Annotated in this window: 15 protein-coding genes; 5 read left to right on the top strand and 10 right to left on the bottom strand. The window is 67.6% G+C overall.

Annotated elements, in window-relative coordinates:
• Positions 1-13: 13 nt before the first annotated feature.
• Both CLV77_RS03500 and CLV77_RS16800 read right to left on the bottom strand, forming a co-directional pair.
• Positions 14-1,318 carry a flagellar hook protein FlgE gene (locus CLV77_RS03500; RefSeq protein ID WP_076979234.1) on the bottom strand — a complete coding sequence of 435 codons (1,305 nt, stop codon included), beginning with the start codon at positions 1,316-1,318 and terminating at the stop codon, positions 14-16.
• 126 nt (positions 1,319-1,444) lie between these two features.
• Positions 1,445-3,370, bottom strand: coding sequence for a hypothetical protein (locus CLV77_RS16800; protein ID WP_076979235.1), 1,926 nt, complete (start codon positions 3,368-3,370; stop codon positions 1,445-1,447).
• A 242-nt stretch (positions 3,371-3,612) separates the two neighbouring features.
• Here CLV77_RS16800 and flgF point away from each other — a divergent pair, with 242 nt between their 5' ends.
• The 5 genes from flgF (at position 3,613) to CLV77_RS03465 (ending at position 7,278) form a co-directional block, all read left to right on the top strand.
• Entirely contained in the window at positions 3,613-4,356 is a 744-nt protein-coding gene (gene flgF, locus CLV77_RS03485; RefSeq protein ID WP_076979236.1) for a flagellar basal-body rod protein FlgF, read from the top strand.
• A gap of 14 nt (positions 4,357-4,370) precedes the next feature.
• The gene (gene flgG, locus CLV77_RS03480) at positions 4,371-5,156 is read left to right on the top strand and encodes a flagellar basal-body rod protein FlgG (protein WP_076979237.1); all 786 of its coding nucleotides are present in this window, start codon (positions 4,371-4,373) and stop codon (positions 5,154-5,156) included.
• Between the two features lie 2 nt (positions 5,157-5,158).
• Positions 5,159-5,872 carry a flagellar basal body P-ring formation chaperone FlgA gene (gene flgA, locus CLV77_RS03475; protein WP_076981001.1) on the top strand — a complete coding sequence of 238 codons (714 nt, stop codon included), beginning with the start codon at positions 5,159-5,161 and terminating at the stop codon, positions 5,870-5,872.
• The gene (flgH, locus tag CLV77_RS03470) at positions 5,869-6,672 is read left to right on the top strand and encodes a flagellar basal body L-ring protein FlgH (protein ID WP_233128048.1); all 804 of its coding nucleotides are present in this window, start codon (positions 5,869-5,871) and stop codon (positions 6,670-6,672) included. The genes flgA and flgH overlap by 4 nt, the downstream gene beginning before the upstream one ends.
• Positions 6,673-6,735: 63 nt before the next feature.
• Positions 6,736-7,278 (top strand): hypothetical protein, encoded by a 543-nt coding sequence (locus CLV77_RS03465; RefSeq protein WP_076979238.1) that lies wholly within the window; start codon positions 6,736-6,738, stop codon positions 7,276-7,278.
• 78 nt (positions 7,279-7,356) lie between these two features.
• On the opposite strand, the gene CLV77_RS03460 is transcribed toward CLV77_RS03465, so the two are convergent.
• The 8 genes from CLV77_RS03460 to CLV77_RS03425 all read right to left on the bottom strand — a co-directional run bounded on the left by CLV77_RS03460 (position 7,357) and on the right by CLV77_RS03425 (position 17,611).
• A complete protein-coding gene (locus CLV77_RS03460; protein ID WP_076979239.1) occupies positions 7,357-8,034 on the bottom strand; it encodes a flagellar hook assembly protein FlgD in 678 nt (225 codons plus the stop codon).
• 16 nt (positions 8,035-8,050) lie between these two features.
• Positions 8,051-9,616: a flagellar hook-length control protein FliK gene (locus tag CLV77_RS03455; protein WP_076979240.1), complete on the bottom strand. Its 1,566-nt coding sequence runs from the start codon at positions 9,614-9,616 to the stop codon at positions 8,051-8,053.
• 131 nt (positions 9,617-9,747) lie between these two features.
• Positions 9,748-10,524, bottom strand: a complete 777-nt coding sequence (locus CLV77_RS03450; protein ID WP_143815120.1) for a hypothetical protein — start codon at positions 10,522-10,524, stop codon at positions 9,748-9,750.
• Between the two features lie 453 nt (positions 10,525-10,977).
• Entirely contained in the window at positions 10,978-11,988 is a 1,011-nt protein-coding gene (locus tag CLV77_RS03445; RefSeq protein WP_076979242.1) for a flagellar motor protein MotB, read from the bottom strand.
• Between the two features lie 92 nt (positions 11,989-12,080).
• Positions 12,081-12,560 (bottom strand): Ros/MucR family transcriptional regulator, encoded by a 480-nt coding sequence (locus tag CLV77_RS03440; RefSeq protein ID WP_076979243.1) that lies wholly within the window; start codon positions 12,558-12,560, stop codon positions 12,081-12,083.
• Between the two features lie 257 nt (positions 12,561-12,817).
• Positions 12,818-14,731, bottom strand: a complete 1,914-nt coding sequence (locus CLV77_RS03435; protein ID WP_076979244.1) for a tetratricopeptide repeat protein — start codon at positions 14,729-14,731, stop codon at positions 12,818-12,820.
• Between the two features lies 1 nt (position 14,732).
• Positions 14,733-16,073 (bottom strand): FkbM family methyltransferase, encoded by a 1,341-nt coding sequence (locus CLV77_RS03430; RefSeq protein ID WP_076979245.1) that lies wholly within the window; start codon positions 16,071-16,073, stop codon positions 14,733-14,735.
• The gene (locus CLV77_RS03425; RefSeq protein WP_076979246.1) at positions 16,070-17,611 is read right to left on the bottom strand and encodes a hypothetical protein; all 1,542 of its coding nucleotides are present in this window, start codon (positions 17,609-17,611) and stop codon (positions 16,070-16,072) included. Before CLV77_RS03425 ends, CLV77_RS03430 begins: the two co-directional genes overlap by 4 nt.
• Between the last annotated feature and the right edge of the window lie 149 nt (positions 17,612-17,760).

The following is a 17,760-nucleotide window of genomic DNA, read 5'->3' as shown; positions in this document are numbered from 1 at the left end:
ACCGCGCAGGTTATCAGCGCTTGAGGCGCATGGTCTCGTCCAGCATCTCGTCGACCGTGGTCACGATCTTGGCGCTGGAGGAATAGGCCCGCTGGGTCTTGATGAGGTCAGTCAGCTCCTCGGTGATCTCGACGTTCGAGGTCTCGAGCGTGCCGGGGGTGATGCCACCTGTTCCGCCCTCGCCCGCCGTGCCCAGGGACACAGGGCCCGAGCTTTGGGTCGCGCGGTAGGCGTTGCCGTCCAGCGCCTGCATGGCGTTGGGGTTGGTCAGCACCGCCAGCGGCGTGTTGAAGAGCGGCCGGCGGTCCCCGTTGTCGAAGACGCCGAAGATGTCGCCGCGATCATTGTACTCGGTCCGCACCATCCGCGAGGCGAGAGAGCCGTCGGAATCGACGTCCAGCGGCGAGTAGTCGCCCGAGAACTGGGTCATCCCGTCGAACGTGTCGGGCGCACCCAGGTTCACCTCGATCACCTGCGGGGTGGTGCCGTTGTTGATCGTGACCGTCGCCATCCCGGTGGCGGGATCGAAGGCGAAGCCGGCCGGCGCGGGCGCCAGGCTGGTTGCACCGCTGTAGGCCAGGGGCGCACCGGCCAGGGCGCCGGAATCGTGGAACTCGGCCGTGACCTGGCCGAAATCCAGACCCTGATCGTCCGAGACGGTCAGCTGCCACTGGTTCGCCGTAGCGCTGGGCTGCCACGAGAACTGCATCCGCGAAGCGGCGCCCAGGGGCGAATAGAACTCGGCCGAGGACAGGAAGGCCCCACCCGGGGTCGCAACGCCGGTTTCCTGCGACGGCAGGTTGCCCGAGACGCCGATCGTCGTGGTCGGGCTGCCGGTGATCGAGACCTCGGCCACGTTCACCGTCTTCAGATCGACATAGCTGTTGCGGTCGACCGAGCCGAGGTCGCCGTTCATGTCATAGGGAAAGCCCGCCAGGTAAAGGCCGGCCGCGTTGCGCAGGTTGCCCTTCTCGTCAGGCACGAAAGAGCCTGCCCGGGTCAGCATGAAATTGGACTGAAGTGTCTCGTTCGGGTTCTTGGAAACCACGAAAAAGCCGGGGCCGTTGATAGCCAGGTCGTTCTGACGCCCGGTGGCGCGCAGGGTACCGTCGCTGGTGATGTCCGCCCCGAAGGCCGTCCGCACGCCGGTGGAGTAATTCCCACCCGTGCCGCCGGCCGTGGTCGTGACCATCTGCGAGAAGGTCCGGCGATAGCCGTCCGTGTTGGCGTTGGCGATGTTGTCCGAGATGTTCCCGACCTTGGTCGAGTTGGCCAGCAGGGCGCTGACGCCTGTTTGCAATGCGGCGGAGATGCTCATGGGTCTCTGTTCCTTCCCAATGCTTGGGCACGCCCGGGCTGAAAGAAGGCGGAGCCCATTATATTTTTACTTGCTTCCGCAAGTTTTGATACAATCACTACATGATAATTTAAGTTTGCGCAAAGATTATCTAAGAATGCCTTCTTCTATTGTTGCAAGATTATCCAAGGTTCGGCCCGCTCTCTCCATGCGGGAGCGGACGCCGTCGCTTGCCAGCGGGTCGACGGCGGCGGCGGGTTCGGTCAGGCCCTGGGCGATTTCGGCCCACTGGGGCACGTCGGTCAGCGCCGGAAAGGCGCGCGCCAGCTCACGGGTCAATTCGACATCTCCCGACCGGTGCGCGGCCAGTAGAAGCGAGATGGCGTCGCGGAACGGAAACCCGTTGCCCTCGGCCAGCCACAGGTCGCGATAGGTGTCTCGGGCGGCGGCCCAGTCGGTGTTGGCAAACCGCGCCTCGGCCATCAGCCGCTTGTAGCCCGGCGTCGGCTCCACCAGCCGGGTGGCCAACAGGGCGCTGCGATCATCGACCAGGGCGTAGATCCGGGCGGCCAGCAGGGCAAGGCGCTGCTCCTGCTCCGGCGAGGCGCCGACCCGCGCCTGGGACAGCAGCATCGCCGCCTCCTCGTGCTGGCCGCCGGCGATCAGGGCGCGGATCTGCTTGATGCGCAGGGCGTCGGTCCGGGCCTCGGGGATGTCCTGCAGCCCAAGGTCTCGGCTGACCGAAAGATAATCGTGCACCGCGTCGTATTCCGCCGAGGCGACCGATGTCGCCCCCGCCGCCAGCAGGGTGTCGGCGAAGCTTTCGGCATGGCGGGCGAAGTCATCCTCGAACCGGTAATGGATCGCCAGCCGGCGGTGGCCGGTAAGGAATTCCGACAGGGGCAGCTCGCCCCGCGCGCCCGCGTCGTAGAACTGGTCCAGCAGAACGTTTGCCTTCTGGCGGATCAGCGGCGCGTCGGAATGCCCCGGATAGTTGACGATCACCTCGCCATAGGCCAGCAGCGCCTCAAGCGGGTTGCCCAGGCTCAGCTCGATCCGGGCCAGGCGGCGCAGGGTCGTGACCGCCAGCTCGTCGCCCCGCCACATGCCCTTCGCCTCGGCCATCAGGTCGCGGGCCTCCTCTGGCCGCAGGGAGCGGCTGGCAAGGCCCAGCGAGACGAGCGCCAGGCGCGCCCGCTGCGCGTCGCGGCCCATGCCTTCGGAGGCGCGGACGTAATTATCGAACGCCACCAGCCGCGCGTCCCCGGCCTCGGCCGCGCGGCCCAGCAGGTAATAGTAGCTTTCGCCGTCGCGGAGGGCCGCGTGGTCGTCGAAGCGGCGCGCCAGGTCCCGCGCCACGCCCCAGCTTCGCAGATCGATCGCCAACTCCAATAAACCGGGCAGAACCGCCTCAACGAAAGGCGCGGGAAAGGCGGAGAGGCGCGCGACCGCGGCGGCCAGGTCTGCCGGGGTGGGCCTGCCCTCGACCGGCGGCGCGGGCTGGGCAACGGCCGGCGCCGCTTTCTCGGGTTCGGCCTCCTCCCAGAGGTCGGAAGCGGCGGTCGGATCCTCGGGGATCAGGGCCATCACCGGCGCCTCGTCCGGCACGGCCCGCGCCAGCGCGTGGGACAGCACCTTCCACAACGGCTGGTCCGGCCAGGCCTTCCACTCCGGGCCCAGCGGCTCAGGGCGCACAGGCCGGTCGCCCGCCAGCAGCGAGACCGCCGCCCGCTGGGCCAGCACCCTTCCCGCCAGAACCGGGGGCATCGCCGCAAGATCCAGCGGGCGCAGCAGCGACCGCGCCTCGGCCAGCATCACGTGGGCGGTGTAGAATTCGGCCAGGTTCAGCCGGGCCTCCGACAACAGCGACAGGGGCGCGCGGCCGGCGGCCACAGCCTCGGATGCCTCGACCAGTCGGGTCGCAAGGCGGTGGCGATCGTCGATGAAGCTTGCGCGCTGATAGGCCGAGAGGTCGCGGGCCCCGGGCGGCAGCGGATCGCCGGTCGCCTGCGCGGGGGCATCCGCACCAGCCACCGACAGGGGGCGGAAGCCGTCATCCGGCGGCCCGGCCATGACCACGCCCGGACACAGTGCCAGCAAAAGGGCGGTCGGCAGCAGCGGGCCGGGGCGCCCTCGCGCCCGACCTCCACCCAAGGATAAAGTCAATCCAAACCGCCGTTGCACCGTGTCTCTTCTTAAATTTACTTGCTTCTTGGAAGAATAGCATACACGATAAGCAAGAACTGTGAAGTATAGTTTGCTTCACCAAACCTCGCGGCTGCCAGCCGCAGCGGACAACCGGAGAGTGCTTCGGAATGGACAACTCGACCTTCGTATCCCTTTCCCTTGCCACGGCAATGCGCCGGGACATGGACGTGACGGCCAACAACATCGCCAACGCCAACACCCCCGGCTTCCGGGGTGAGCGGGTGCTGTTCGAATCGCTGATCATGGACGAGCAGAACGGCGATAAGGGCACGGCGTTCGTCCTCGACTCGGGCTCCTACGTCGATACGCGCCAAGGCATGCTGACCCAGACCGGCAACCCGCTGGACATCGCGCTTCAGGGCAATGCCTGGCTGTCCTATCGCACCGACACCGGACAGATGGCTTATGGGCGCGACGGGCGGCTGACGATGGATGCCCAAGGCAACCTGGTCACCGTCTCGGGCGCGCAGGTGCTGGACGTGGGCGGCAACCCCGTCGCCCTGCCCCCCGACCTCGAGGGGCCCGTCTCGATCAGCGCGGACGGCACCATCAGCGCGCCCGGACGCGGCACGCTGGGCCGGCTGGGCCTTTACGACCTGCCCGACGAACAGGGGCTGGAGCGGATCGGCAGCGGCCTCTTTGTCGCCGCCGAGGGCCGCCCCGCCGTCGCCACCCCCGCCATCGATACCAAGGTTGTGCAGGGCGCGATCGAGGGCAGCAACGTGCAACCCATCATCGAGATGACCCGCATGATGGCCATCCAGAAAGCCTATGACCGCGCCGTCAAGCTGATGGGCGGCGAGGACGAGCTGCGCCGCGACGCGCTGCGCCGTCTCGGCAAGCAGTTCTAAGGAGGAACGCGACCATGAAAGCACTTGGAATCGCCGCGACGGGCATGCTGGCCCAGCAGACCAACGTGGACGTGATCTCGAACAACATCGCCAACGCCAACACGACCGGGTTCAAATCCAGCCGGGCCGCGTTCCAGGACCTGATCTACCAGTCGGTCGAGCGCGAGGGCGCGCTGACCTCGGAAAACGGTACCGCCCGCCCCACCGGCATCGACCTGGGCCTCGGGGTGCAGACCTCGGGCACGGTGCGGCTGAACACCCAAGGCGGGCTTCAGGCTACCGAAAACCAGCTCGACATGGCGATCCAGGGTGAGGGGTATTTCACCGTGGCCCTGCCCGACGGCAGCCGCGCCTTCACCCGCGACGGCAGCTTCCAGCTGAGCGCGGAAGGCCAACTTGTCACCCTTCAGGGCTATGAGCTGGACCCGGGCATCGTGGTCCCCGCCAACACCGTCAACGTGGAGATTTCCGAGACCGGGACCGTCATGGCCTATGTCGAGAATGACCCCGCGCCGGTCGAGCTGGGCCAGCTTGCCCTGACGACCTTCGTGAACGAGGGCGGGCTGAAGCCGCTGGGCAACAACCTTCTGGCGGCCACCACCGCCTCGGGCGATCCGCTGGCGGCCAATCCGGGTGATCCGGGCGTCGGCGTGATCCGACAGGGCTACCTCGAGGCGTCGAACGTCAACATCATCCAGCAGATCACCGATCTGATCGCGGCCCAGCGCGCCTACGAGATGAACTCGAAGGCCATCGAGACCGCCGACCAGATGATGACAACCACCAACCAGATCAAGTGATGATGTCCCGCGCGCCCCTCCCCGGTCGCAGCCTCGGGCACGGCCGCCTGTTGCTGGCCCTGGCGCTGGTCGCCGCGGCGGCCCTGCTGCCGCCGGCCCCTGCGCGCGCCGCGACCGAGGCGCTTTCCGTCCTGATCGAGGAGCGCGCCCGGGACACCCTTGGCCCCACCCTGCCCGAGAACGGCACGGTCGAGGTCACCCTCGCCCCCGGCGCGGTCGAGCGCGCGGTCATGCTCTCGGCCTTCTGGATGGACACGGCGACAGGGCGGTTCGTGGCCAATGCCGTCACCCCCGCCGGCCAGGTCCAGCGGGTGTCGGGCCTGGCCCTGTTGACGGTCGACGTTCCCGTTCCCAACCGGCGCATGCTGCCGGGCGAGATCGTGACCGAGGCTGATCTTGCCACCGTCGCCCTTCCCCACGGCCGGCTCAGCGCCTTTGCCCTCACCGAAACCACCAAGCTGGTCGGTATGCAGGTGCGCCGGGTCCTGACCCAAGGCCGCCCTATCGTGGCCCAGTCGATCCAACCGCCCCAGGTCATCGACCGCGGCGACCAGATCACGATCCGCTATTCCGACGGCAACCTGTCCCTTGCGGCACCCGGCCGGGCCCTGGCCGGCGCCGCCCTCGGCGAGGACGTCAAGATCGTCAACCTAGTAAGCAACACCTCCCTTGTCGGCACGGCGACCGGCAAGGGCATCGTGGAGGTAAGCCAGTGAGATCCGCCCAGATAATCCCCGCAGCCCGTCGCGCCCCCTTCCGCCGGGGCCGGCTGCTGCTGGCCACGACCCTTCTGGCGGGGCTGGCCGCGTGCGGCACAGGCAACCCCTTCGACCGCGACCCGCAGATCTCGGGCATGGAGATGAGCCCCGAGACGATGCCCGAGGCGGCGTCGGTCCGGGTCCCCATGCCGCCCCCCGAACCCACCCGCGTCAAGTACCGGGCCGAGGCGGCGTCGCTGTGGGAACGCGGATCGGGCGGGTTCTTCGGGGATCAGCGCGCCTCGAAGGTGGGCGACATCCTGACCATCGACGTGGCGATCAACGACGGCGCCAAGCTGCGCAACGCGACCGAGCGGTCGCGCGGCGGCGGCAGCACCCTCGCCTTCCCCAAGCTCTTCGGCTACGGGACCCAGATCGACAAGATCCTGCCCGGTGTCGGCCCCGACGACCTGCCCCAGGGCGATCTGGTCGATCTGAGTTCCTCGACCCAGGCCAGCGGCTCCGGCTCGATCAACCGCAACGAGACCATCAATCTGCGAATTGCGGCACTGGTCGTCAAAAAGCTGCCCAACGGAAACCTTGTTGTCGCCGGCCGCCAAGAGGTCAAGGTCAACCAGGAGCTGCGCGAATTGCGCGTGGCGGGCATCATCCGGCCCGAAGATGTCCAGATGAACAACACAATTTCCTATGACAAGATGGCCGAGGCCCGCATCGCCTATGGTGGGCGCGGGCAACTTTCCCGTGCCCAGACGCGGGGTTACGGCGAAGATGTCATGGACATCATATTGCCCTACTAGAACAAAACTTCCGCCTCGATAGCGCGTCATACCGGCAGGACCAAACCTGTGAGTTCTGTCGGTATGAAAAGACTTTCGATTCTAGTATTCGCCCTTACTGCCATTTGCGCCGCCGGGGGCTACGGCCTTGGCGTCGTGATGTCGCCTGACGCCGACGCGGCCCAACTCGCCGATGGCGGGTCATCGGGCATGCGCGACGGCGCTGACGGCCTGCCCGAGGACCAGATCGCCCGGGCGATCGTGGCCGAGGCCGAGACCACCCATGAGGAGGCCATCCCCGAGGATGACGGCCTGGTCAAACTGGGCCGCATCACGGTCCCGGTCTATCGCTCGCGTAGCGTGACCTACATCGTCGCCGATTTCGGCGTCACCCTGGCCGATGCCACCCAGGCCAAGACCTGGCGCAAGGCCGAGAACGCCGCCCGCCTGCGCGACTCGATCCTGGCCTCCATGCACGAGGCCGCGCGCTCCAGCCAGCTGACCGATCCGGCAGCGGTGCAAGAGCGCCTGTCCCAGCGCATCCTGTCCTCCCTCGACAGCAAGTTCGAGGGCATCAAGGAAGTGCGGTTCCTGGAATTCTATCAGGGCGACGTGCCGCTCATCTGACGCACGCGCCTCTGGGCACGAAAAGAAAAAGGCGTCCCCCGGGGGACGCCTTTTTTCGTGGCGGGGCTGTGTGCCCGGTTACTGGACCGACAGGACGCTGCCCGACGACGCCTCGGTCCCGTTGCGCAGCACCAGCATCGGCTGCGCCCCTTCAAGGCTGACCCGCTCGACCCTTGTGGTGGCGTAGCCGGAGTAGCCGATCGACCCTTTCTGGCTGTCCTGGGCGACGAGGCGAATGCCATAGGCGCCATCTTCAACCGTCGCGCCATTGGCGTCCAACCCGTCCCAGCGGAAGCGGTGCCGGGCGCCGGCCTCGGTCGGCAGGCCCGAGACCGTGCGCAGCACATCGCCGTTGGCATCCAGGATCTCGGCCCGGACGCTGTGGGCGCTTTCCTCAAGCTCGTAATCGTAAAGGCCCTCGCCGCCGATCCGTTCGATCCGGTCGGCTGGCAGGGTCACGTCGCGACCGATCAGCTGGATCCCCGACAGGTCCGCCGCCGAGGCGAGCTTGGCCGCGATCTGCTCGAGGTTGGTGTTGGCCATCACCGACTGCTCCACCTGCGAAAGCTGGGCAAGCTGGGTGACGAACGTGGTGCTGTCCATCGGCTCAAGCGGGTCCTGGTTCGAGACCTGGGCCGTCAGCAACTTGAGAAAGCTGTCGAAATCCCCGCTGAGCTTGGTCATCGCACCCTTCGCCGCCGAGTTGGAGGTGGCCGTGCCGCTGGCCGCGCTGGCCGTCGTGCTGTCTATGCTCATGTCGCTCTCCGCCTCCTCAGGTGGTGATGTCCAGGCGGCCGGACGTGTCGCCCGTCCCTGTGTCCGCGTCCGTCGTGGAAGCGTCGCGCGCGGCGATCGCCTCGTCTGCCGGGCCGGTGGCGTCGGTGCCGGTCACGGCATCCGCCTCACTGTCCGATCCGTCGCCGCGACCGTCCTGGCTGAAGGTCTCAAAATCCAGGCCCGCCCCGTCAAGCGACAGGCCGCTGTCGTCCAGCATGTTCATCAGCATCTGCCGGTCGTCCCGCAGGGCTTGCAGCACCAGCGGATTCTCGGCCCGCAGAACGATGCGCATGCGGCCGTTGTCGGTGCTCTGCATGTCGATCTCGATGTCGCCCAGTCCGCGCGGCGCCAGTTCGATGCGGGTGCGCCCCTCGGCGAAGCTGGACTTGCGGATCTGGCCGATCAGGTTGCGCGCAAAGCCCGAGGCGGCGGCTTGCGCCGGCGTGTCGGCATGGGCGGCCACCGGGCCGCGGGCCTCTGCGGGGGCGGCGATGCGTTCCATCCCGGCCTGGCCGGAGGCCGGGCCGAAGGTCTGCTCCAGCGCCTGCGCCAGCGTCAGGCCGAGCGAAGGGTTCGCCACGGGGGCCGCCGCGGGGTTCGGGCCTTGGTTCGCGTTGCCCGGCTGGGCGGCGTGCGCGTTCTGGTTTGAATTCTGCGCCCCGTTCTGTGCGTTTGCCTGGGCCTGAGCCTGGGCGCGCCCACCTTCCTGCGCGGCTTGGCGAAGGGGCGAAACCGCCTCTTCCGGCAGCACTCCGGGGCCGGCGGCAGGTGTCGCCCCCTGCCCGGCCGGGGCGGCTGTCGGGCCGGCGACAGATGCGGCCGGGGCCGGGTCAGCGGTGCGCAGTCCGATCCGCTGGCCCGGTAGCTGGACGGCCGGAGGCGCTGCCACGGGCACTTGGGCCGGTGTGGCGATTATCGCGCGCAGTGCTGCGGGCAGCATGCTGGCCGGGCCGCCCCGGGCGTCACCCAGCATCGCGGCCAGTGCGGCGTTCACCTGAACCTCGGGGCCCGAAAGGCCGGTGGTTGCGGGACCGCCGGGGCCCTGTGCCAGAAGCTGCCGCGCGGCGCCCGCAAGGTCGGTGCCGTGCTGGGCGTCGAACCGGGTCAGCAGATTGGCTATGGCGTGCCCCGCGGAAAGGGCCGCAACGCCGGGGGCGCGAGCGCCCGCCTGAAGCCCACCAGCCCCTTGTACGTTGGCCTGGGGCGCGGCACCGGTCGCGGCGGGGGCGAACCCCTCCAACACGGTGCGAATATCCTCCATAAGGGTCGAGACAGCCGCGTCAACGGGCTGCTCATCGGTCGGGACGGGATTGCCGGCGGTGTCGAGCGTGGGGTCGGCCGTCTCGGTGCCGCCGCCCTCGGTCGTGGTGTCGGTGATTGTCTCGGGCGTCTCCGTCCCCGCCTTAGTCGCGGGGCCCTCGCTCCGGGGCCGACCGGCTTCGGCGGCCAGAAGGTCGGCAAAGCCCTTGCCCTTGGCGCCTTCATCCCGGCCGTGGCCGGCACTGGCCGGTGCGGGCCGTTCGCTGACTTGCGTCGCTGCCCCGACGCCGACCCCGATCATTTAGCCCTCTCCGCAACTGTGGTGCGGTTACCCCCACGATCCTGCATCGAAACCTTCCAATTACTTGCTCAATTCATACGAAATAAGCACAGTTTGGACAAAATTGAAAGTATTCTTTGCGGAGGCAAGGATTAACTGGCGCGCATCAGGTGCATATCGGACCCGGTCTGGAGCGAGGCGAGCGATTGCGAGACCCGCAGCTCCACCTCTTTCAGCCAGGCCTCGTAGCTGCGGCAGCGATGGGCGAACAGCATCAGCCCTGCGGGCGCACGGCGCACGTCGGGCGCCGAGAAACCGGCGTCGACCGAGCGCAGGAATGTCTTCAGCCGCTCGCTTTCCAGGAAGTTCGGCTCTAGAAACATGCCGCTCATGTCGTGGCGACTGCTGCGCACGCCGGTCCAGTAAGCCCCCAGCGTCGCCGCCAGCCCGGTCCGGAACGCCGCAGGCACCAGGCCAAGGTGCTGGAAGCCGGCCGCGCCGGCCAACCGGTGGAAGGAACAGGCCATGAAATAAAGGGCATCATTTTCGCGCCGCAGAGGGAAAACCCCCTGCCGGATGACGTCCAGCAGAACCTCGGCGACCAACTCGCCCACGTGGTAGGACAGGCCTTCCCCGTCGCTCCAGGCGGCATAGGGATCGTCCTGGCCGATCACGATCAGCGTGCCATGGGGCACGTCGAGACCCAACTCCTCGGCGATGACATCGCCAAGGGGAAGTTCGGGCATCACCTCGGCCCCGTCCGAAAGGACGGCCGGGTGGGCATGACCGCGCCGGGCCTGCAGACAGAGTGTCGGCACCGGCACGAGAGCTTCGAGTATTCTTGCCTTACGGGCAGTTACTGGTCCGTTACCCAACTGGATGGCACCTTGCCAGATCGACTGGAGAACAGTGTCGGTCGCAACTTCCATGGGTTGGTCCCCTATTATCCTTGCTTATCCATCACCGTAATGGGTCGTTTTGATTCCACAAAGCCTAAATAGTGTGGTCACCCCCCGCCGATCCGCCAGATGATGTGTCATTGCGTCCCCAAGGCACAATTGTCACTCCTGTGGACAAAACTTGGCCCAACAAGCGGGATTGCGCTGAATCCCTTGCCACATTTGCACCATGCGGCTCACGCCGGTGGCGCGGCGCGACTGTGGACAAGTTGGCCACAACTGCGCCCTCCCGGGGTTTGGGGCCCGCGCAGAAAAAATTTAACGGAGTCGCTGTTGACGAGGAATGCGAATTGCGCAGGGGCCTTTTCAAGGCCGAAATGCCCAGATTCGCGGCGCAGCCGGACCCGCTCCCTCCCCTGCCAAACGGGGCAAAAAGGGCCCCGAGTCGCGTGGATTCGGGGCCAGAAACAGGCTAAGCCACTGTTACTCGGGGATATTCTTCAGAAGAATGCTGATTCGACGGTTCACAGGGGCCGTCGGATGCTCGGGATCCAGCGGCTCGGTGTCCGCCAGGCCCGAGATTCGCGTGATGCGATCCGCCGTCACCCCGGACTCGAGCAATACCCTGCGGGTGGCATTGGCGCGGTCGGCCGACAGCTCCCAGTTGCCATAGCCCCCCTGCCCGCTGAAGGGCACGGCGTCGGCATGGCCCGAGATCACGATAGGGTTCGGCAGGCCGGAGATTGCGTCGCCGACAATGCGGATCAGGTCACGGGTCGCATGCTCGATCCGGGCGCTGCCCGAGGGGAACATCGGACGCCCCTCCTGATCGACGATCTGCACCCGCAGTCCTTCAGGGGTCTGGTCCAGCATCACGTTGTTGGTAAAGGGCGCAAGCTCGGGCCGTTGGGCGATGGCGGCGCCGACCCGCTGTTTCAGCGCCTCGAAGGCGGCGTCGCGCTCCTCGGCGGCCATGGCGGCGGCCTTCTCGGCGGCGGCGCGCCGCAATTCGGCATCGGCCTCGCTCTCGGCCGTGTTGTCGCGCGTGTCGTCCGGCGCCTGGTTGTCCGGGCTCAGGCCGGCGCGGCGGGCGGGCTGCGCCTCGAACGCCTCGGCGGCCTTCTCGATATCGTCACGCATGCGGCTGTCGAACACCGCCAGCGGATTGGTGCGCCCGAAGGTCGGCGCGGGCGGGGTCTTGCTATCCTCGGTGGCGCCGTTCTTGTCGCCCTCGCCATCGACGGCCTTGCCGTAAAGCAGGCCGCTGCTGCGCCCGCCCGTGTTGCTAAGGCTGGGGCTGAAGTAATCGGCAAGCCCGCGCAGCTTCTCCTCGTCGGCGACCGACAGGATCCACAGCAGCAGGAAGAAGGCCATCATCGCCGTCATGAAGTCGGCGTAAGCCACCTTCCAGCCACTGCCGGCATGGGAATCGTGGTGGCCGTCGTCGTCGACCACCTTCTTGATGATGATCTCGTTCTGTCCGCTCGGTGGCATTGCCGATCTCCGCTTTGGCCGGATTCCGCGCGCATCCCGCAAGGCGGGTCAGGCAGCGCGAATGGTCCGGACCGGGCCAGGTTGGGGAAAGCTCAGGAGATGCTTTCGTTCTGCACGGCGCGCGGGTCGGTCGGATGTCCGGCCTGATCGCGGCTGTACTTGCCCAGTCCCGCCTGCTTGGCATAGTCGGCCTTGCGGGCGCTGTAGCTGGGGGCCACCAGCGGCATGTCCTCGGGCAGACCGTAAAGCCGGCGATACTCGGCCTCGGTCAGGCCATGCTCGGCACCCAGGTGCCGCTTGAGCATCTTGAACCCCTTGCCGCAGCACAGGCAGAACACCTTCTCTTCGGTGACGGCCTGGTCGATCGGCAGGGCGGGTTCGGCGGTTGCGATCGGCGGTCCCGCAAGCGGCGCCTGCCCGATCGGGGCGGCAAGCCCGGCGGTGCCGGTGCCAAGTTCCTGTTTCAACCGCGCCACGAGGGCCACGATCTCGTCCGGACCAACATCGGGCCGGGCCGCATATGCGGAAACGATGCGGGCCATGATTTCGCCCGCCTGGTCAGTATCAGTCATGTTGCACCTATCTTTCAGGCAAGGAGTTCTGCGCTCAAGCGCCTTGCTCTAAACAAGAGCAATCTCCATATGATCCCATCATATATGAAAAATTCCTTGCTTGACCATTTATAAAATCAAATTAGTGAAAACTATTTTTGGTAGTGCTTGTAATACGATGGCATAGCCGCCCTATCAGTCAAGCTTTCTATGATGCAAAAGGATAGGCAGGCGACTATGCGCCTGCAAGGGAACCGTCCTGACGCGGTTCGATTTGATCAGACGGCCAGTCGTTTCGCGACCTGATCCAGCAGCCCGTCCCAGTCGTAAAGACGCTCCTGCCGGTGGATAAGAAGGCTGCCGTACCAGGCGTCCCGCCCGGTCGCGCTGCTGGCACCCTCGTCGCCCCAATACCACATGCTTTCGGTGCCGCAGGGGATCATCACGTGACAGTTTGGATGCCCCATCGCGCCGCAGGCGTGGACGGTGGTGTTGTCGATGCTGATCACCGTTTCAAGCGCCGCAAGCTGGGCGAAGAACCCGGCAAGGTCCGCCATCTGGTCGATCTTGGGATCGGTGAAGACCTCGACATCCGGGCGGGCAGTGCGGGCGGCCGCAATCTCTTCGGGGGTCGAGTTGTATTGCAGGTCGATCACCAGCGCGTCGGTGGGGGCCAGGCGCACCATCTCGGCCAGCGGGATCGAGCGGAGCTGACCCGTCAGGTTGCCCGAACTGCGCCAGGCCATGCCCAGCACCGGCCGCCCGGCCGCCTTCTTGGCGTAGCGCGCGGCGATCGCCGCGACGCGGACGGGATCGGGGCGCAGAACCGGATGGTGTAGAAGGGCGGGATCGACGCCCTGGCGATACCTGACCAGGTCGCCCAGGTGCAGCACCTTTGCAACCGGCACCTCATCCTCGTTGCCGGCGAGATCCCGGAAGGAGCGCCCATCGATCCCCAGCGGAGAGCCTTTCAGCGCCTCGATCATGCGGTCGTCGCCCAGCAGGGTCAGCCGCGTCCGGGACAGGTCGATTGGTGCCGCCCGCACCAAGGTCAACAGGGCCAGCTGGTCACCGATCCCCTGCTCGCCCAGGAAGAACAGGTGATCCTGGGCCGCCAGGTTCTCGGGGGCCGAGTTCTCGTAGGGCACGCGGGCACGGACCGCCGGGCTGATGCGGCTGCGGTAGAACGGCTCGCCCTCGGCAAAGCGGCCCTGACGGAAACGGAAAACCCCGAGGGAGCGGGCGACCCGGCCCTCGCCGGGCGCGGCGTGGGTCCCTTCCAGCAGCGCGTGCTCGGCCTGCTCCATCTTGCCCTGGTCCTGAAGGATGTTGCCGGCGACGCCGCAGGCCGCGGCAAAGGCGCCGATCTCGCTGAAACGCGTCGCCTCAATCAGCTCCAGCGCCTCGTCCAGCCGGCCCAGCATGCGCAAGGCCGTCATACGCAGCAGTGCGATGTTGTCGCTGTCGGCATCGCGGGGAACGTCCTCGCCCGATTGGCGGGCCTCTTCCTCGCGCGCACGGTCGAAGGCATCGCACCCGGCCAGGGCCTCGGCGAAGCGGCCCTTGAAAAGAAGCGCGCGGAGACGACCGATGCGGTGATGCACGGGCGCCGGGTCGAACCGATGGGCGCGCAGGAACCAGTCGGCGGCGCGGCCGGGCTCGTCCCCTTCGCTGAGAAGCGTGGCAACCTGGTAGCTGAGATCGGCATCCTCAAGCGCCGCGACGGCAGCACCCGCGGCGTCGACGGCCCGCAGGGTCCAGCCCATCTTGCGGCAGAGCGTCAGGTAGAGGTTGATCATCGGCGCGTCGCGACTGCCCGCCGCGAGGGCCTCCTCGAACTTCTGAAGCGCGGGGCCGACCTCGGCCGCCAGCACCAGCGCCTTGCCCAACCCGCCCAACACGGCCGGGTCCCTGGGGGCAAGTGCGCGGGCCTGCTCATAGAAGGCGCGGGCCGTTGCGGCATCGCGCCGGTCCAGCGCCACCGCCCCGAGGATCAGCCATGGGTGCAGGCTTTTCGGGTGGCTCTGGGAAATCGGCAGCGCCAGGCGGGCGGCCTCGGCCCCGTCCCCGCGCCCCATCGCGTCATAGGCCTCTTGGACCGCGCGCGCCGCCGCCCCCTTCAGGTCAAAGCGCCGCTCGGCCCCGGAGGCGCGGGCGCGGCGTGCTTTGCGGGAAAGGCTCAGCTCGTTCATGTCAATCCTTCGGCACGGCGAAATAGTCCACCGTATGAGTGTAGGCGATGCTGTCGGTGATGCGGTAGCCGGCCTGGCGGCACCAGTCCTGCGCGACCGCCAGCATGTTGTCGCGCATGACCTCGATCCAGATGACGGGGCGGGTGCGGGCGATCAGCGCATTGGCGCCCGCCAGCACGTCGACCTCCATCCCCTCGACGTCGATCTTGATGATGTCGGCGGGCACATCGGCGAACAGGGTGTCCAAGTCGCAGACCTCGATCCCGCCTGCGGCGTCCGGCACCAGGCGGGTGGCGCCGAGGTTGTCGGCGTCGGGGGTCTCGACGGCAAAGCGCCCGGCCTGCCGCCCGGCGCCCAGCCCGAGGCCCCGGCCATCGACCAGCGGCGCCAGGTCGTTCAACTCCAGATTCTCGTTCAGTAGTTGCAGGGCAACCGGGTTCGGCTCCACCGGGTAGATGCGCGCGGCGTTGAGATGACGGGCATACCAGACGACGTGGTTGCCGATGTTGGCGCCGACCTCGATCACATGGGGGGCGGGCGCATCGCATAGCCGGCGCAGCTTTTGCAGCCCCTCGGAATCGAAATAGCGCCCCGCGAGGTGGGTGGCCTGGATCAGGTCGTGGGGGTTGGTGACACGCATCCGCGCGGCGACCCCGTCGTGGGAGGGCTCACTCAGCACCAGTGTCCGGGCCAACGCATCCCGCCGCTGCTGCGAGACCGAGGCCTGCCAGTCGGCGCCGGTCGCCGAACGGGGCCCGACGCTGTGCTCGCCCCGGCGGTTGAGAAAGAAGATCTCGGGCAGCTTGGCGCAGCGGCAGCCGTCCCATAGCTGAAGGTAGAGCTTGTAATCCTCGCCCGTGTCCATCTGGGGATCGAAGCCCAGCGGCGCCACGCAGGCGGTGCGGTAGAAGCCGCCGATCTGCACGGCCAGGTGGGGTTCGGTCCGCAGGAAAGCGGCCTGGTCGGCGATGGTCTCGGGCTGACCCTCGCGAAGCTGCGGATCGCCGGTGGCATCCATCTCGCAGATCAGACCCCAGGCGACGTCCAGGTCGGGGTTGTCGGCAAGGACCCGACCGAAGGCCTGAAAGGCATTGGGCGCGAGGATATCGTCGGCGTCGAGGAAGAAGATCCAGTCGACACCCTCGTCCCGGGCCTGGGCCAGGGCGGTGTTGCGCCGCGCCGACCGGCCGTGCGCACCGGCGGTGTCGTCCATCGCGTAATGCAGGATCTTGTCGAAGGGGCCCGGATCGAAATCCTCGGCCTGGCGGACCGAGGGGGCACAGCTTTCGTCAAAGAGCTTTTGGTGACCGGGGCCGATCGGGGTGATGATGGCACAGATCAACGGGCCGTCCCCGTGGTGTCACGAGCGGTCACATCACCGCGCGCCAGCGACAGCATCTCGTCGAGGGGCGAAGCCTCCGCGATCGGGGTCGGGGTCGTGTCCGTGGTTGCGTTTGTGTTCGGAGCCTGACCCAAGGCATCGGCAAACCGGGGCGCCCCTGTAGGCTGGACCTCCCCCGGGCGGGCCGCATTCGGCGTGACATCACTCGGCACGGCCTTGGCAGCCTGCGGTTCGGCAGTGTCCCCCGAAATCGCGCTGGCGGCGCGCTTCTCGGACCCGATGGCGGCGTTGGCCGGGGTGATGATCGCGGCGATGCCCTCGGGCAGCATGCGCGACCAATGGGTTTCCCCCTCGCCCGCGCCCGGCAGATCGCCCAGGCCCAGCCCGACCAGCACCCCTGCGACCCCCGCCGCAAGCGCCAGCGAAAGCCGTCCGCGAACGCCGCCCGCGCCAGCGCGAGCCCCGGCCCCACGCCGGCGTCCCCGTGCGGGTGCCTCCAGCGGACAGATGAAGATGCCCTGCGGCGTGACCGTGGCGGTCGCAGCACAGGGTGCCTCGGCGAAGCGTTGCGCCAGCGCCTCGGGGAACTGCGCGGCCGCCAGTGTCAGGATGGCCGGCGCGTCGGGTGTCCAGCTGCCAAGGCAATGGCGCGGCAACACGAAACGGGCGAAATCATCGCGAAACCCCATGACCTGTGCCGGGCGGGCCTGGGTGGTGACCCCCGCCTCGTCGGGCCGCAGTATCAGGCGCAGATCCTGGCCACGAGGTTCCATCCGCGCGTCCAACACCTGGCAATCGCCCCGCCGCGCCGGGCCCAGCGGCGAATAGCCGGCGGGCAACGCGGGATCGGTCGCCACCGCCGGGATCGGCTGGCTGGCGGGGGCAAGCTGGCCCGGCATGGACATGGCTGGCGCGGGTTCGGCCATGAAGGCCGCCGCCAGGCGCGCGGTCAGAACCTCGTCGGTCAGCTCGGAGGGGGCTGGCGCATCGTCGTCGCGCCGCGCTTCCGCAGGCTCGGCCTTGCGGGGGGCCTCGCCACCCGCACCCTCGCGGCTGGAACGGAAAAGACCGCTTGGCGCAGTGGTTTCCGTGCCCCCCTGCCGATCGGTGGCTGCGGGCGCCTGAACGGGCGGCGCAAGCTTGCGCGCGCGCCCGCGCCGGGGGGAGATCACGTCCTCTGGGTCCAACCCTTCATCACGGGCGAAAGCATAGTTGATGGCATAATCCGCCGCCCGCTCGACAAGATCCTCGGCCTCGAGGATCAGGCCCAGAAGCTGCTGCTCCTCGGAAAAGAGGATCCTGCGGGTCGGGTAGCCGTCCTGCTCGGGGAAGACAGCGAAACCGCCACGGGCCTTGCCCAGCGCGCCGGCAGCACGGCGCAGGACCGATTCCCCCTCGTCGCGGTGACAGACCAGCACCTCGCAGCGCCCGGCGTCATCCAGGCACAGCACCGCCGCCATGCCGTCGGGCCAGCCCGGCAGCAGGTGGGCCAGATCGCGTTCGTCGGGAAAATAGGCCAGCGCGTCGCCGATGGTCATGGTGTCCGCCTGTTCGCAAAACGTCGGGTAAGATGGGTTATTTACTTGCAAACTATTCTTGTCTAATCTTGCGGATATGTCAATTATACTTATTACACCCAACTATGGGATGGATAGCGCGGTAAATGTTTCGGTGCGCTCAGATCAGG

It is taken from the genome of Brevirhabdus pacifica, from assembly GCF_002797755.1.
Taxonomy (GTDB): Bacteria; Pseudomonadota; Alphaproteobacteria; order Rhodobacterales; family Rhodobacteraceae; genus Brevirhabdus; species Brevirhabdus pacifica.
Note: the sequence above shows the minus strand (reverse complement) of the source record. Positions and strands in the feature narration are given on the sequence as shown.

Excerpts from the sequence above, each read along its gene's own strand:
- flgA (WP_076981001.1), top strand. The coding sequence starts at position 5,159 with ATGTCCCGCGCGCCCCTCCCCGGTCGCAGCCTCGGGCACGGCCGCCTG.
- CLV77_RS03425 (WP_076979246.1), bottom strand. The coding sequence starts at position 17,611 with ATGACCATCGGCGACGCGCTGGCCTATTTTCCCGACGAACGCGATCTG.
- CLV77_RS03450 (WP_143815120.1), bottom strand. The coding sequence starts at position 10,524 with ATGGAAGTTGCGACCGACACTGTTCTCCAGTCGATCTGGCAAGGTGCC.
- CLV77_RS03445 (WP_076979242.1), bottom strand. The coding sequence starts at position 11,988 with ATGCCACCGAGCGGACAGAACGAGATCATCATCAAGAAGGTGGTCGAC.
- CLV77_RS03500 (WP_076979234.1), bottom strand. The coding sequence starts at position 1,318 with ATGAGCATCTCCGCCGCATTGCAAACAGGCGTCAGCGCCCTGCTGGCC.
- CLV77_RS03435 (WP_076979244.1), bottom strand. The coding sequence starts at position 14,731 with ATGAACGAGCTGAGCCTTTCCCGCAAAGCACGCCGCGCCCGCGCCTCC.
- CLV77_RS03465 (WP_076979238.1), top strand. The coding sequence starts at position 6,736 with ATGAAAAGACTTTCGATTCTAGTATTCGCCCTTACTGCCATTTGCGCC.
- CLV77_RS03440 (WP_076979243.1), bottom strand. The coding sequence starts at position 12,560 with ATGACTGATACTGACCAGGCGGGCGAAATCATGGCCCGCATCGTTTCC.
- flgF (WP_076979236.1), top strand. The coding sequence starts at position 3,613 with ATGGACAACTCGACCTTCGTATCCCTTTCCCTTGCCACGGCAATGCGC.
- CLV77_RS16800 (WP_076979235.1), bottom strand. The coding sequence starts at position 3,370 with ATGGCCGGGCCGCCGGATGACGGCTTCCGCCCCCTGTCGGTGGCTGGT.
- CLV77_RS03455 (WP_076979240.1), bottom strand. The coding sequence starts at position 9,616 with ATGATCGGGGTCGGCGTCGGGGCAGCGACGCAAGTCAGCGAACGGCCC.
- flgG (WP_076979237.1), top strand. The coding sequence starts at position 4,371 with ATGAAAGCACTTGGAATCGCCGCGACGGGCATGCTGGCCCAGCAGACC.
- CLV77_RS03460 (WP_076979239.1), bottom strand. The coding sequence starts at position 8,034 with ATGAGCATAGACAGCACGACGGCCAGCGCGGCCAGCGGCACGGCCACC.